Genomic DNA, 14,041 nt, shown 5'->3' with positions numbered 1-14,041 from the left:
TCTGGGGACGGGACAGGATCATCCCGCCGTCATGGTGCCTGTCTGCCCGGAAGGCCGCGGGGCCTGCCGGAAGCAGAGGGAAAAACGGTGGCTGCGGGGCCGGAACGGGGAGGGGCGCCGATGCGGCGGCCCCTCCCCGGCAGTCACGAAGTTAGCCGGCGATCTTGGCGCGCAGCACGTCGAACGCGGCTTCCACGCCGTCGGCCTTGGTGCCGCCGGCCTGGGCCAGGTCGGGACGACCGCCGCCGGAGCCGCCGCAGGGCGCGGCCACGTCCTTGATGAGGGCGGGCGCGGTGAAGCGGCCGTGCAGATCCTTGGAGACGTAGAGCAGCAGGCCCACCTTCTCGCCTTCCACCGTGGCCAGGCAGGCCACGCCGGAGGGGATGCGGGAGCGCACGTCGTCCATGATGTCGCGCAGGGCCTTGACCGGCACGCCGTCCAGCTTGGCGGTGAGCAGCTTCACGCCGTTGACCTCGGTGGCCTTCTGCACCAGGTCGGCGCCGGTGGCCGGGCTGGCGGCCGCCTTTTCGGAGGCCTTGCGCAGCTTCTTCACATCGCTGTGCAGGGCCTGCACGCGTTCGGCCAGCTGGCCGGGCTTGGCCTTGAGCAGGGCCGAAAGGTCGTGCAGTTCGGCACGCTGGGCCACGGCCAGGTCATAGGCGTTCCAGCCGGTGACGGCCTCGATGCGGCGCACGCCGGCGGCCACGCCGCTCTCGGACACGATGAGGAAGCTGCCCGCCTGGCCGGTGTGGCTCAGGTGGGTGCCGCCGCACAGTTCCACGGATTCGGTATGGGCGTCGTCGCCCATGCTGACCACGCGCACGGTGTCGCCGTATTTTTCGTTGAACAGGGCCATGGCGCCGCTGGCCACGGCCTCGTCATGCTTCATTTCCTTGGTGCAGACAGGGTAGTCGGCCATGATGGCGCGGTTGACCTGACGTTCCACGGCGGCCAGCTCCTCGGGGGTCAGGGCCGCGATGTGGGAGAAGTCGAAGCGCAGGCGCTGGCTGTTGACCAGCGAACCGGCCTGCTTCACGTGGGTGCCCAGCACGGAGCGCAGGGCGGCGTGCAGCAGGTGGGTGCAGCTGTGGTTGCGGGCCGTGGCCATGCGGGCGTCTTCTTCCACGCTCAGGGCCACTTCCTGGTCGATGCGCAGCAGGCCCTGTTCCACTTCGATGTTGTGGACGATAAGGGTGGGCGCGGGCTTCTGGGTATCCAGCACGCGGGCGGCGCCGTCGGGGCCTTCCATGCGGCCGGTATCACCGGCCTGGCCGCCGGACTCGCCGTAGAAGGGGGTCTGGTTGGTGACCACATAGCCCTTCTGCCCGGCGGGCAGTTCTTCCACGCTCAGGCCGCTCTCGTCCAGCAGGGCCACGATGCGGCCCTGGCCGTTCAGGCCGCTGTAGCCGGTGAAGACGCTCTGCAGGCCGTCGTCGGCCAGCTGCTGGAACAGCGAGGAGCCGCTGCCGTCCTGGCCCAGCAGGCCGGACTTTTTCTGGCTCTCGCGGGCGCGGCGGCGCTGTTCGGCCATGTGGGCCTCGAAGCCGGCCACGTCCACGCTGAAGCCGCGCTTTTCGGACACGTCGGTGATGATGTCCAGCGGGAAGCCGTAGGTGTCGGACAGCTTGAAGCAGAACTCGCCGGGGATGACCTTGTCGCCGGCCTTTTCCAGTTCGGCCAGCTGGTCTTCCAGCAGGGCCAGGCCCTTGCCCAGGGTGAGGGAGAAGCGCTGTTCTTCCTCATACACGGCGCGGGCGATGAAATCAGCGTGTTCGGTCAGTTCGGGGTAGTCCTCGCCCATGATCTCGGTGACCTTGCGGGCCACCTTGTACAGGAAGGGCTCGTGTACGCCCATGAGCGTGGCGAAGCGCAGGGCGCGGCGGATGAGGCGGCGCAGCACGTAGCCGCGGCTCTCGTTGGAGGGCAGGGTGCCGTCGGCGATGAGGAAGGCGGCGGCGCGGGCGTGGTCGGAGATGACGCGCAGGGCCGTGTCCACGTCATTGGTGTCGGGCGCGCTGAAGCTGTACTTCACGCCGGCCAGCTCGGCGGCGTACTGGATGATGTCCTGGAACAGGTCGCAGTCGAAGTTGGAGCGCTTGCCCTGGCAGACGGCGGCGATGCGTTCCAGGCCCATGCCGGTATCGATGTTGGGACGGGCCAGACGGTCACGGGTGCCGTCGGCGTGCTGGTCAAACTGGGTGAAGACCAGGTTCCAGATCTCCAGGAAGCGGTCGCAGTCGCACTTGCCGATGCCGCAATCCGGGCCGCAGGCCATGTCTTCGCCCTGGTCGATGTAGATCTCGGAACAGGGGCCGCAGGGGCCGGTATCGCCCATGGTCCAGAAGTTGTCCTTCTCGCCCATGCGCACGATGCGCTCGGCGGGCAGACCGGCCACTTCCTGCCAGATGGCGGCGGCTTCGTCGTCCTCGCGGAAGACGGTCACCCACAGGCGCTCCTTGGGCAGTTCCAGTTCTTCGGTCACGAACTTCCAGGCCCAGGTGATGGCCTCGCGCTTGAAGTAATCGCCAAAGGAGAAGTTGCCCAGCATCTCGAAGAAGGTGTGGTGGCGCGCGGTGCGACCCACGTTTTCGAGGTCGTTGTGCTTGCCGGACACGCGCAGGCACTTCTGCGAGGTGGTCACGCGCGGCACGTCGCGCACTTCTTCGCCCAGGAAGAACTTCTTGAACTGCACCATGCCCGCGTTGGTGAAGAGCAGGGTGGGGTCGTTGGGCGGGATCAGGGGCCCGGAGGGCAGGATGTCATGCCCGTTGCGGGCGAAGAATTCCAGATAACGGCGACGAATCTCTTTGGCGGTGAGCATAGGGGCTCCATGTTGCTGCCCGGAAGGGCGATAAAAAAACGGGCGGCCCCGCAGGGCCGCGTTGCACACAAAAAACTAGTCCAGATCGGACATGGCGGCGCTGCCGTCGTCCAGATCCTCTTCGCTGGGGATGAACTCCTGCGGATGCATGCCCAGGAACTCCGTGACCTTGGCTTCGATCTGGCGGCGCAGTTCCGGGTCCTCGTCCAGCAGGGCACGGACCTTTTCGCGGCCCTGGCCCAGCTTTTCGGAGCCGAAAGCGAACCACGAGCCGCTCTGCTCGATGATCTTGGCTTCCAGGCCCAGGTCGATGAGCTCGCCCGAGCGGGAGATGCCCTGACCGTAGAGGATGTCGAAGGTGGCGCTGCGGAACGGCGGGGCCACCTTGTTCTTGACCACCTTCACGCGGGTGCGGGAACCGAAGGACTCTTCCTTGTCCTTGAGGGTCTGGATGCGGCGGATGTCCATGCGCACCGAGGAGTAGAACTTGAGGGCGTTACCGCCGGTGGTGGTCTCGGGGCTGCCGTAGCCGGTGACGCCGATCTTCATGCGGATCTGGTTGATGAAGATCACGGACGTGCGCGACTTGTGGATGGTGCCGGTAAGGCGGCGCATGGCGTGGGACATGAGGCGAGCATGACCGCCCACCTGGCTCTCGCCCATGTCGCCTTCCAGTTCGGCCTGCGGGATGAGGGCGGCCACGGAGTCCACCACCACCAGGTCCACGGCGCCGGAACGCACCAGCATGTCGGCGATGTCCAGGGCCTGCTCACCGTAGTCGGGCTGGGAGATGAGCAGCTCGTCGGTGTTGACGCCCAGGCGCCGGGCGTAGTTCACGTCCAGGGCGTGTTCGGCGTCCACGAAGGCACAGGTGCCGCCCATTTTCTGGCATTCGGCGATGATGTGCAGGGTAAGGGTGGTCTTGCCCGAAGATTCGGGGCCGAAGATCTCCGTGATACGGCCGCGCGGGATACCGCCCACGCCCAGGGCTAGGTCGAGACCGATGGAACCCGTGGGGATGACGGGGATATTGACATGGGCTTCGTCGGAAAGCTTCATGACCGCGCCTTTGCCGTACTTGCGTTCGATGGTGGCAAGTGCGGTGCCCAGGGCTTCGGCGCGGGCTTCTTCAGGAGAAAGGGCCGGTTTTTTGGCCATAGAGACGCTCCCTGTAGGAAATTTAAGCAACGCAGTATAGCAAAGCGCGCACGGCAAGGCAAGGAAGGCGGCAGGCCTCCCGGGACGGGCCCTTGCGGGCTGCGGGGATGCCGTCTTCGTCACGGCACGGGCCCCTGCGCATGCCGGGCATCACAGGATACGCCCCGGGCAGGGGGACGGCTGTGCGGGCGCGCACAAAAACTGCGTTATTCAGGAATAAATCTCAATAATTGTCAAGGGGAGAAGGGCCGGCTGTGCGGCGGCAGGACAGGGGCGCGCTGCTCCGGCTCCCTGCACCGTATCCCGCTCCAGGTCCCCGATGCCGTGCAGGCGCGCCGGAGCGGACGGACGGCGCCTTCGGTCTGCGCCGTCAAACGGCAGGCCCATTCGCCGGGAAAGGGGTGCCGCGGCAGGGGATGCGGCTCCTCAAGAGCTTCCCCATCCCTGCACGGGGCCCGCAGAGGCGGCAGGACGAAAAAAACCTATCCAAAAGCTGTGAAAATCCGGGCCGGGCTCTTGCCTCCTGCCCCCGCTTTCGCGTAGAAGGCGGGCCATGATGAACACTCCCTCCGATTTCCAGACCCCCGCCGCGCCCGGCATGGTCAATGCTGACCAGCGGCCGGTGGATGTGGTCGTGCTTTTTTCCGGCGGCCTGGACAGCATCCTGGCGGCCAAGGTCCTGGAGGAACAGGGCCTGCGGGTCTGCTGCCTGCACTGCCATTCCCCCTTCTTCGGTGATCCCGGCGCCGTGGAGCGCTGGAGCAACCTCTACGGGCTGGACATCCGCACCCTGGACGTGAGCGACGATTTTTGCGCCATGCTGCGTGCCCGCCCGGCCCACGGCTTCGGCAAGGTCATGAACCCCTGCGTGGACTGCAAGATCCTGCTCCTGCGCCATGCCCGCCTTTACATGGAGAGCATCGGCGCGCGCCTGCTGGCCACGGGCGAGGTCATGGGGCAGCGTCCCATGTCGCAGCGCCGGGACGTGCTCAACGCCATCCGCCGCGATGCCGGGGTGCAGGACATCCTGCTGCGTCCTCTGAGCGCCCTGCATCTGGCGCCCACACCCGCCGAGGAGGAGGGCTTCGTGGACCGTTCCCGTCTGCTGGGCATCAGCGGGCGCGGCCGCAAGGACCAGCTGGAACTGGCCAAAAAGTACCAGCTGCCCGAGATCCCCACGCCCGGCGGCGGTTGCCGTCTGGCGGACAAGGAGAACGCCCGCCGCTACTGGCCCGTGCTCTCCCGCTGGCCCGAGCCTGATACGCGGGCCTTCAAACTCTCCAATCTGGGGCGGCAGTTCTGGGCGCAGCAGGACGGCCGGGACTACTGGCTGGCCATCGGCCGCACCAGTGCCGACAACCAGGCCCTGCACACGGTACTGGGCAAGGACGATGCCAAGATCCATCTGGCCGACATCCCCGGTCCGCTGGCCGTGGCCTGCGGGGGCCGTACATGGCCGGAAGAGGTGCTGCGTGCGGCGGCGGCCCTGATGGCCTCCTACTCCGGCAAGGCCGTGCGCCTGGGGGCCCCCGTGGGCGTGCGGGCCAGCTGGCTGGGCGGCGGCTGGCAGGGCGAGGTGCTGCCCTCGCGTGAGGGCATCTGGCAGGAACCGGCCTGGGTGCCGGCCCGCGAAGAACTGCGTGCCGAGCAGAAAGCACGCCTGCACGGCATCCCGCCGCAGGAGGAGGCGGGGGAATAGGCGCGTACCGCTTTACAAGATGACGTTTTCCGGGTAATGAGGAGCGATTCCTCATTATGGGGCAACAATGCCAAAATCGTGCCTACAGGGCCAGTTTTGGGAGGCTTATATGGACCAGAAGGATATAGAGTATTTCCGCAAGCTCCTCACCAGCATGCTGGAGGAAGCCAAGCAGAAGGGCGACTCCACCATCGAAGAGCTCACGGACAGCAACGAAGTCTTTGCCGACCCTGCTGACCGGGCTACCGCTGAATCCGACCGCGCCTTCACCCTGCGCATCCGTGACCGCGAACGCCGCCTGATCCGTAAGATCCAGTCCGCGTTGCAGCGCATCGACGACGGCACCTACGGTATTTGCGACGAATGCGGCGAAGAGATCGCCATCCCCCGTCTCAAGGCCCGTCCTGTCACCCGTCTGTGCATCAACTGCAAGGCCAAGCAGGAAGAGGACGAACATCTGCGCGGCGACTAGCGCGCATCCTTGACCTGTGCCGCCGGAGCGCGGCATCCTTTGACCTTTTCACAAAAAAACGGGCTCCGGCCCGTTTTTCTGTTTTTTGCTCCGGCTTCGCGCCGGTAAGGACATCCCCGGCAATATCTATGGACGCCCATCTTTTTTCCCGTTTTTGCGAGGAGCTCGCCCCGCGCATCATCGGCGGCTGGCTGGAAAAGGTGCAGGAACCGGCCCCTGGCCTGCTGGCTTTCAACATCAACCTGGCCGCGCGCGGCCAGAGCTACGGCCAGACAGGTGGCAGCCGCAAGTGCCAGCTGTGCCTGCGCGCCGCACGCAAGGAACCCTTCCTCTTCCTTTCCCGCAGCCGTCTGGCCGCCGGACGGGCCCCCTCGGCCCCGGTCATGCGCCTGCGCAAATATCTGGCCGGGCACCGTATCCTGGCCACGGTCTGCTGCTTCAGCCGCCGCCGGCTCTGGCTGCTGGTGGGCGGGGAGGCCGCGGCCGAAGAGGCCCTGCGCCGCCAGATGGTGCTCTGGAGCCCGGCGGAAGGCGAGGAGGACGGCCTTTCCCCTGAGAGCGGGGCGCAGCCGGACATGGCGGACATGACGCCGGAGAGCGGCGAGGCCGCGGAGCGGGAGCCCCTGGCCACCTGGCTGCTGCTGGACTTGCGCGAAGGGGCCTCGGTGCGCTTCTTGCCCGTGAGCCGCAGCCCGCAGGAAGAGTCCCTGCGCTGGCCGGAGCCCGGAGAGCTGGAAGAGGCCCTGGCGCACTGGCGGGACTGGCCGGTACTGACCCCGGCCCTGCGCCGTGCCCTGCCCCTGTATGACGAGCTGGACCGGCAGGCCCTGCTGGAAGACCTGCGCCTGGGCGGCGGGGACGTGTTCTACTATACGCCGCCGGATGGAGAGGCGGAGGAGAAGGCCGGGAGCGAGCGGCCCTCCTGCCGCATCGCGGCCTGGCCCCTGCCGGATGCCCTGGCCCAGGGCTGGCATGAGGAACAGGGGGAAGACATCCTCGGCCTGGTGGAGAAGGCCGGGCAGAAGCTGGTGCTGGAAAAGGCCGCACGCGACGCCGCCGGTGCCGCTGCCCTGCCCCTGTCGCGCCGTCTGCGCAAGCTGGAACAGCTGCTGGCCAAACTGGACGAAGAAGAGCAGCGCCTGCTGGGCATGTGCGCCGCTCGTGAGGACGGCCTGCTGTTACAGGCCTGGCTGTGGCGCTGGCCTGCGGATTTCCGCGCACCGGAGCTGGTGCTGCCGCCGCCGGAGGAAGGCGACGGGGACACGCCGCGCAAGACCGTGAAGCTGGATATGCGGCGCAGCGTGCGGGACAATATGGAACGCCTGTTCCATACGGCCCGGCGCGGCCAGCGTGGCCTTGAACATCTGGCGGAACGGCGTGCGGTGCTGCGGGCCGAACTGGCCACCGTGCAGGCGGCCCGGCAGGAAGCCCTGCTGGGCGGTATCGGGCACGCCGCCGGAGAGGCCGGGAAGCCCGACAGGAATACGGTGGCGCTGGGGGCCCTGCGCGGTGCGGCCCTGCCGCGCAACGTGCAGCTCTTCGTCAGTGACGACGGCTTTGCCCTGCTGCGCGGCCGTGACGCCAAGGGCAACATCGCGGCCCGCAAGCTGGCCGCGGCCCACGACATCTGGCTGCATACCGACGGCGGCCCCGGCTCGCACGTCATCATCCGCCGGGCCCATGCCGGACAGGAAGTGCCGGAGCGCACCCTGGATCAGGCCGGGGCGCTGGCGGCCTGCAAGAGCTGGCAGAAGGACGCGGCCCGGGCGCGCATCCTCTACGCCGAGGTGCGCCACATCCGCAGCATGCGCGGCGCGGGCACAGGCACCGTGCGCATGGACAAGATCCTCTACAGCCGCGAGGTGCCGGTGGATGCCAGTCTGGAGACCCGTCTGCTGCCGGAAAGCCCTGCGGGGAAGACGGACGGGACGGGCAGGGACTGAGCTCCGCCGTACGGCTTTTGCGCCCCATGGGCGTGCCCTTTGTCCTTTTCGGCTGACGGGCCCGTGCGTGCGGCCGTTACCGTGCTGTCGCGGACGGGCGCGGCATGATCTGGCCCGCGTCTGCCGGCAGGAACAGGGGCACAGTCCCGACTGAACGACGGGCACAGGCAGGTCCGGTGATGCGCGCAGGGACGGGGCCTGCCGGTAAAAGGGCCCGCTGGCGGCAAAGGGCTAGTACCTGTCTTTACGGCAGTGGGGTGGCGTCGCGCGCCTGGGGATCGTCCGTCTTTCGGCCCATTGTGTCGATGAAGTACCAGGCATCGCTTTCCCAGTACCAGTGCTCGCCGCCGGAGCCCGGGACCTCCTTGCGTTGTCCCGTGTCCGTGACTTTCGCCTTGCCGCCTTCGAAGGGGAGGGCAAAGGTGAAACGGGGCGCTATCACCACCCGACCGCTCTCGTCCGCATAACCCATGCGGCCCCGGTCATCCACGATGCGGTACAGGCCTTCGCGGACATAGTCGGGGCCGTTGTCATAATGGAAGGGGACGACAGCTGGTGACGCGGCACAGCCGCACAGGAGCAGGGCCAGCAGCAGGGAACAGCCTGTATTTTTCATCAAAAATTCCTTTGTGGTTTGAAACCTCCCCCTTCAGGGGGAAAAGAGTGGTTGACAAGACGGCGGAGCCGATGAAATCCTTTTCCGTAACCTCTCCCTTTAGGGAGGGGCAATCCGCACGACCCCTATCCGTCGGCTGCGGAGTCAGTCGGCGGACGGGGCGACTGTGGATTGAAACATGGGGCTCCTTGATATGTACCGGTGAGCACTGACAGACGGGGATGGTCCCGGGCTCCGGCCCCGCCATCATGACGATGGGACAGCGTGCGTCCGGGATGGCCACCGGGCAGACAGCGGCGGTATCTTTCAGGTAAACGGTATGGAAAAGCCACCCTTGCGGGTGGCTTTTTTTGTCTGGGAGCGGACAGGGGCTTTCCCGCTGTCCTACTTGAACAGGATTAGGCAGACCATCTCCATGTCGTCGGGGCCGTCGTTGTAGACGGCATGCCATTCGCCGTCGGGACAGACGGCCGTGTCCCCGGCATGGAGCATGACCTCGGTGCCGTTGTCGTCATAGCGGCACTGGCCCTTGAGGATGTGGTAGACCTCCATGTCGCCCACATGCTGGTGACGGCCCACGGCGTCGCCGGGCCCCAGGCGCACGATGTTGAACAGGCGCCCCTTGTCGTAGAACTCGCCTTCGTTGAGGAGCTGGGTGGCGTGGGCCAGGCCCGGGCCTCCGGCAATCTGTTTGTCGAAGCGGATGTGGTCTTCCTTGCGGCGGATCATGGTTCCCTCCTGGGGGTTGGACGGGGTTCGGGCCCGTCATGGGCGCACGGGTCAGGCCGTCAGCTGACGGTCCTCGTCGGTGGGCGTGTCGTCATCGGCCGCAGGCCGGGGCCGCGACGCCAGCTTGCCGCCGGGACGGGGCTTGCGGTTGCGCAGGGGACGCTGGGGCCGGGCGCTGCCGTGCGGGGCGCGACGGTCGGCGGGAGAGTCGGGCAGGGCCGCCGTGGGGCGCGTGGCCATGTCACGCGGGCTCCGGGCACGGGGCGGCATGTCCTTGATGTGCACGTCCATCTGCGGGAAAGCGATCTCGATATTGTTCTTGCGGAACAGCTGGTCGATCTCGAACAGCAGCTCCGAGGCCGTCTTGACGCTGACATCGTAGTCCCGCACCCAGAAGCGCAGGGTGAAGTCCAGAGTGCTGGCGCCGAAGTTGGAGAACAGCACCACCGGCGCGGGGTACTTGAGGATGTCGCTGTGGCCGTTGGCCACGGAGGCCAGCAGCTTCATGACCAGGGTGGTGTCGCTGCCGTAGGCCACGCCCACCACCACGTCACGGCGCACCGTACGGCTGTTGCGCGTCCAGTTGATGAGGCGCGTGGACACGAATTCGGAGTTGGGCACGTAGATGACGGCGTTGTCGTAGGTCTCCACGATGGTGGCGCGCACGCTGATCTTGCGCACGCGGCCCGTGGTGGTGCCCACTTCCACCACGTCGCCCACCTGCATGGTGCGGCTGAAAATGAGGATCAGGCCGGAGAGGAAGTTGTTGATGATGGTCTGCATGCCGAAACCGATACCGACGGACAGACCACCGGCGACCATGGCCAAGTTGCTCAGTTCCATGCCCAGCGAGCGCAGGGTGAACAGGCCGAAGAACGCCCACAGGGCGTAGGTGAAGGCCGTCTGCAGGGGCTGGATGAGCGTGGGGTCGATACGCAGACCGCGGCTGGGCATGCGCGAAAGGAAGAGCGTGCCCATGCGCACGGCGGTGCGGGTCAGGAAGAAGACGCTGATGATGAGCAGCACCTGCACCATGTTGAAGCGCGTCTCGCCCACGTTGACGCCCTGGAGCACGAAGTCCTGCAACAGGGAAAGGCCGCCGGGCAGGGTGCAGACCCACAGGGACATGCCGCCGATGGCCAGCAGCAGGATGACCGGCGCGGCCAGGGCCAGCATAAGGCTGGAGAAGGCCGCCGAGCCGCCCTCGTCGGGCAGCTGGTCATTGTAGCGGTTGATGGCCGACATGCTGGCCACGCTGATCTGCAGGGCCAGCGAGCAGGAAACGTAGAACAGGTACAGGCCCATGCTGAAAATGTGCAGGCCCATGATGGCCAGCACCAGGGTCACCCAGAAGATGATGGCGCTGCCTGACAGGAGGGTGGACTCGAGCTGGGTGCTGGCCTCCAGGCTGTGGCTCTTGGCGCGCCACAGACGGTGCAGGAGCATGAGCACCACCCAGGCGATGAGGGTCACCACCGGCGGCAGGGGCAGGTAGATCAGGATGTAGGAAAAGAGCGTCAGCGGGATGAGCTGCCACAGGGGGTTGCTGACGGCGGCCTTGTCCGGGTGCTGCAAGCGGCGCAGGTCCCAGGCCAGGAAAACTTCGCCGATGATGATGCTCAGGTTGCCCAGGGCCAGGAAGCAGCGGAACACATCCCCGTGGGCGGACAGCGACGAAGCCAGCAGGGACAGGCCCAGGCCGATCCAGGGCAGGCTCACATGGAACATGTGGCGGCCCACCTCGCCGTGGGTCCCGGAATGGCGCCAGCGACGGTAGAGCACCATGCCGGTGAACAGCACCAGCAAAAGGCAAAGGGCGAAGCGCAGGCCGGCCGTATGCCAGCCGTCGGCGCTGACGGGGATCTCCACGGGCAGGCGCAGCTGGATGCCCTGCCAGACATATTGCAGGCGTTTGGGCACGGTCTCCCAGGTCTCGAGGCTGAGATAGGGCACCGGGCCTTGCAGATAGTAGTCCCGCCACAGCTGGGGCAGCATGGTGGCGATGTCTTTCTGTGCCTTCTTCAGATCGGCCATCATGTCCTGGGTGGGCGACAGCACGGAATCATAGCGCTTGATGACGTCGGTCAGGCTTTTCTGGGCCTTGGTGACCTGGCGCGAGTAGTCGCGGATCTCGGCGTTGGACGGCAGATCCTTGGTCTCGGGCAGGCTCTCGGCCAGATGGTTGACGCGCTCCAGCAGGGAGTTGACGCTGTTGCGGGCCAGCAGCACGGGGTCGATGACCTGCTGCATCTGCTGCACGGTGAAGGAGATGCGGCGGTCCAGGGCCTCCAGCGGGTTGGGCCAGTTCTTGAACGTGTTGATGAGCAGGAGCAGGCGGCGGGCTTCCTCGACGATGGGCCGCGCCTGCTTGGACATGGTCTCCGCCTGCTTGTTGATGTCACGCACCAGGCCGCGCGTACTGCTGTTGATGTCGTCCAGCATGTCCTTCTGGCCGGCCCAGATGTTCTCCAGCGGGTCCACCGTGGGAGCCGCATCGGCTTCGGCAGGGGCGCTGGAAGCGGCTTTTTTGTCCTGGGCCTTGTCGTCCTTTTTGGCGTCGGCCTTGTCGTCGTTTTTCTGGGGCGCTTCGTCGGCCAGGGCACAAGTCGGGCCGACGAGGGAGGTCATCTCCCGGCAGGCGTCTCCGGAAAGGGCCGGCACGAGGCTGAGGACGGTCAGCAGCATGAGAACGGGCAGGGAACGGAACAGGCAGCGATACATGGTCCACCTCAGGGAAAGGCCCCTGCCGGAAAGGGACAGGGGCATCATGACATTGAAAAGCCAGCAATAGCGCAAGATGTGCTGATTGAAAAGAGGTCTTCCTGTAAACATGCGGCTCCCCCCGGGAGCAGACGGATGGCCCGGCTTTACAAGCCCTTCCGTGCCCGGCATAGTGAGCTCATGTCCCAGAGCCTCTCTTCTTTCCTCCGTCAGGATGTCCCGGCCTCTGCTCTCAAGGTCGCTGTTGCCCTGCAACGCTTTTCCCCCGCCGACAGCGGGGCCGTGGCACAGGCCCTGCCCCTTCTTCTCGACCGCGCGGGTCTGGCCTCGTCCTTTTCCCTGCGTTCGGCCCATGTGCTGGTCAAACCCAATCTGCTGACGGCCACGCCCCTGGCCTGCACCAGCCCCGTGGTGGTGGCCGCCGTCTGCCGCTGGCTGCTGGACCAGGGGGCCCGCGTGCGGGTGGGGGATTCGCCCGGTTTCGGTACGGCCACGGCCGTGGCCCGGCAGACAGGCGTGGAAGAGGCCCTGCGGCCGCTGGGCCTGCGGGTGGAGTCCCTGGCCGATCCCCGTCCGCTGGAGCTGCCCCTGCGCCGGGGCGGGCCCGTTTCCTTCGGGGTGGCCCGGGTGGCGCTGGAAAGCGACGTCATCTTTTCCCTGCCCCGGGTCAAGGCCCATTCCCAGATGCGCCTGACCCTGGCGGTCAAGAACCTGTTCGGCTGCGTCTGCGGCCTGCGCAAGGCCCTCATCCATACGCGGCAGGGACAGGAGCCCGACTTTTTCGCCGACTGCATCGCCGCCCTCTGGGCCGGTCTGCCGCCGGTGGCCGCCGTGGCCGACGGCCTGACCGCCATGCATGTGACGGGCCCCAGCAAGGGACAGCCCTTCCCTCTGGGCCTGCTGGGGGCCAGCCCTTCGGCCGTGGCCCTGGACGAGGCCCTGTGCGCGGTGCTGGGCCTGCCTCTGGCCGGCACGCCCCTGGGCGCGGCCCTGGAACGGCGGGAAGCGCCGGGATGCCGCCGTGCGGGCTGGCAGCCCGACTATGTGCTGGCCCGGCCCGAAGATTTCGACTGTACGGGCTTCATCCTGCCGGACGAGCTGATGCACACCTCGTTCCGGCCCTGGCGCCTGTTCAAGAGTTGCCTGCGCCGCCTGTGGCTGGCGCGCCGAAAATAACGAAAGCTGCTCCCCCGGGGAGCGAGGAGTTGACCATGCCTGTGATCCTGCCGGGCCAGACCGACATCTATGCCCTGACCGATGCCCGCCTTTCCTGCGGCCGCACGCTGGAGACCGTGGTCTCCGCCCTGCTGGGGGCCGGGGTCAAGATCATCCAGTACCGTGAAAAGCACATGAAATCCGGTGAGATGCTGGAAGAATGCCGTCTGATGCGCCGCCTGACCCGCGAGGCCGGGGCCTGCTTCATCGTGGACGACCATGTGGACCTTGCCATCCTGGCCGAAGCCGACGGCGTGCATATCGGACAGGAGGACTTCCCCCTGCCTGCGGTGCGCCAGCTGGTGGGCCCCAAGATGTGCATCGGCCTGTCCACCCACAGCCCGGAACAGGCCAGGGCCGCCGTGGCCGTGGGCGCCGACTACATCGGCGTGGGGCCCATCTTCGCCACCAAGACCAAGGAGGACGTGGTGGCCCCGGTGGGCTTCGATTATCTGGACTGGGTGGCCGCCAACATCAGCATCCCCTTCGTGGCCATCGGCGGCATCAAGGAACACAACATCACGGATGTGGCCCGTCACGGGGCCCGCTGCTGCGCCCTGGTCTCCGAACTGGTGGGCGCCCCCGACATCGCCGCCAAGGTGCAGGCCGTACGCGCCGCCATGCAGCGGGGGATGTAGGATATGATTTTTTGAGGGGCGGGGGACCC

Annotated in this window: 10 protein-coding genes; 5 read left to right on the top strand and 5 right to left on the bottom strand. The window is 66.8% G+C overall.

Annotated features, from left to right (window positions below; all coding sequences use genetic code 11):
• Positions 1–151 precede the first annotated feature (151 nt).
• Positions 152–2,821: an alanine--tRNA ligase gene (alaS, locus tag ACQRCJ_RS07605; RefSeq protein ID WP_427799583.1), complete on the bottom strand. Its 2,670-nt coding sequence runs from the start codon at positions 2,819–2,821 to the stop codon at positions 152–154.
• A 75-nt stretch (positions 2,822–2,896) separates the two neighbouring features.
• A complete protein-coding gene (gene recA / locus ACQRCJ_RS07600) occupies positions 2,897–3,979 on the bottom strand; it encodes a recombinase RecA (protein WP_006008777.1) in 1,083 nt (360 codons plus the stop codon).
• A gap of 553 nt (positions 3,980–4,532) precedes the next feature.
• Here recA and ACQRCJ_RS07595 point away from each other — a divergent pair.
• The 3 genes from ACQRCJ_RS07595 to ACQRCJ_RS07585 all read left to right on the top strand — a co-directional run bounded on the left by ACQRCJ_RS07595 (position 4,533) and on the right by ACQRCJ_RS07585 (position 8,093).
• Entirely contained in the window at positions 4,533–5,678 is a 1,146-nt protein-coding gene (locus ACQRCJ_RS07595; RefSeq protein WP_239465019.1) for a tRNA(5-methylaminomethyl-2-thiouridylate) methyltransferase, read from the top strand.
• Positions 5,679–5,787: 109 nt separating this feature from the next.
• Positions 5,788–6,150: an RNA polymerase-binding protein DksA gene (gene dksA, locus ACQRCJ_RS07590; RefSeq protein WP_168934659.1), complete on the top strand. Its 363-nt coding sequence runs from the start codon at positions 5,788–5,790 to the stop codon at positions 6,148–6,150.
• 128 nt (positions 6,151–6,278) lie between these two features.
• The gene (locus ACQRCJ_RS07585; RefSeq protein WP_303995028.1) at positions 6,279–8,093 is read left to right on the top strand and encodes an NFACT RNA binding domain-containing protein; all 1,815 of its coding nucleotides are present in this window, start codon (positions 6,279–6,281) and stop codon (positions 8,091–8,093) included.
• 244 nt (positions 8,094–8,337) lie between these two features.
• Here ACQRCJ_RS07585 and ACQRCJ_RS07580 read toward each other — a convergent pair whose 3' ends face one another.
• From ACQRCJ_RS07580 to ACQRCJ_RS07570, 3 genes are all read right to left on the bottom strand, one after another.
• On the bottom strand, positions 8,338–8,709 hold the full coding sequence (locus ACQRCJ_RS07580) for a WG repeat-containing protein (RefSeq protein ID WP_418735092.1): 372 nt from the start codon (positions 8,707–8,709) through the stop codon (positions 8,338–8,340).
• A gap of 384 nt (positions 8,710–9,093) precedes the next feature.
• Positions 9,094–9,438 (bottom strand): cupin domain-containing protein, encoded by a 345-nt coding sequence (locus tag ACQRCJ_RS07575; RefSeq protein ID WP_168934656.1) that lies wholly within the window; start codon positions 9,436–9,438, stop codon positions 9,094–9,096.
• A 51-nt stretch (positions 9,439–9,489) separates the two neighbouring features.
• A complete protein-coding gene (locus ACQRCJ_RS07570; protein ID WP_303932009.1) occupies positions 9,490–12,159 on the bottom strand; it encodes a mechanosensitive ion channel family protein in 2,670 nt (889 codons plus the stop codon).
• A gap of 180 nt (positions 12,160–12,339) precedes the next feature.
• On the opposite strand from ACQRCJ_RS07570, the gene ACQRCJ_RS07565 reads away from it, so the two are divergent.
• On the top strand, positions 12,340–13,335 hold the full coding sequence (locus ACQRCJ_RS07565; protein WP_239463961.1) for a DUF362 domain-containing protein: 996 nt from the start codon (positions 12,340–12,342) through the stop codon (positions 13,333–13,335).
• A 35-nt stretch (positions 13,336–13,370) separates the two neighbouring features.
• On the top strand, positions 13,371–14,012 hold the full coding sequence (gene thiE / locus ACQRCJ_RS07560; protein WP_168934653.1) for a thiamine phosphate synthase: 642 nt from the start codon (positions 13,371–13,373) through the stop codon (positions 14,010–14,012).
• Positions 14,013–14,041: the final 29 nt, after the last annotated feature.

It is taken from the genome of Desulfovibrio sp. SGI.102, assembly GCF_050314315.1.
Lineage (GTDB): Bacteria > Desulfobacterota > Desulfovibrionia > Desulfovibrionales > Desulfovibrionaceae > Desulfovibrio.
This window is presented reverse-complemented; position numbering and strand designations above follow the sequence as displayed.

Excerpts from the sequence above, each read along its gene's own strand:
- alaS (WP_427799583.1), bottom strand. The coding sequence starts at position 2,821 with ATGCTCACCGCCAAAGAGATTCGTCGCCGTTATCTGGAATTCTTCGCC.
- recA (WP_006008777.1), bottom strand. The coding sequence starts at position 3,979 with ATGGCCAAAAAACCGGCCCTTTCTCCTGAAGAAGCCCGCGCCGAAGCC.
- ACQRCJ_RS07595 (WP_239465019.1), top strand. The coding sequence starts at position 4,533 with ATGATGAACACTCCCTCCGATTTCCAGACCCCCGCCGCGCCCGGCATG.
- dksA (WP_168934659.1), top strand. The coding sequence starts at position 5,788 with ATGGACCAGAAGGATATAGAGTATTTCCGCAAGCTCCTCACCAGCATG.
- ACQRCJ_RS07585 (WP_303995028.1), top strand. The coding sequence starts at position 6,279 with ATGGACGCCCATCTTTTTTCCCGTTTTTGCGAGGAGCTCGCCCCGCGC.
- ACQRCJ_RS07580 (WP_418735092.1), bottom strand. The coding sequence starts at position 8,709 with ATGAAAAATACAGGCTGTTCCCTGCTGCTGGCCCTGCTCCTGTGCGGC.
- ACQRCJ_RS07575 (WP_168934656.1), bottom strand. The coding sequence starts at position 9,438 with ATGATCCGCCGCAAGGAAGACCACATCCGCTTCGACAAACAGATTGCC.
- ACQRCJ_RS07570 (WP_303932009.1), bottom strand. The coding sequence starts at position 12,159 with ATGTATCGCTGCCTGTTCCGTTCCCTGCCCGTTCTCATGCTGCTGACC.
- ACQRCJ_RS07565 (WP_239463961.1), top strand. The coding sequence starts at position 12,340 with ATGTCCCAGAGCCTCTCTTCTTTCCTCCGTCAGGATGTCCCGGCCTCT.
- thiE (WP_168934653.1), top strand. The coding sequence starts at position 13,371 with ATGCCTGTGATCCTGCCGGGCCAGACCGACATCTATGCCCTGACCGAT.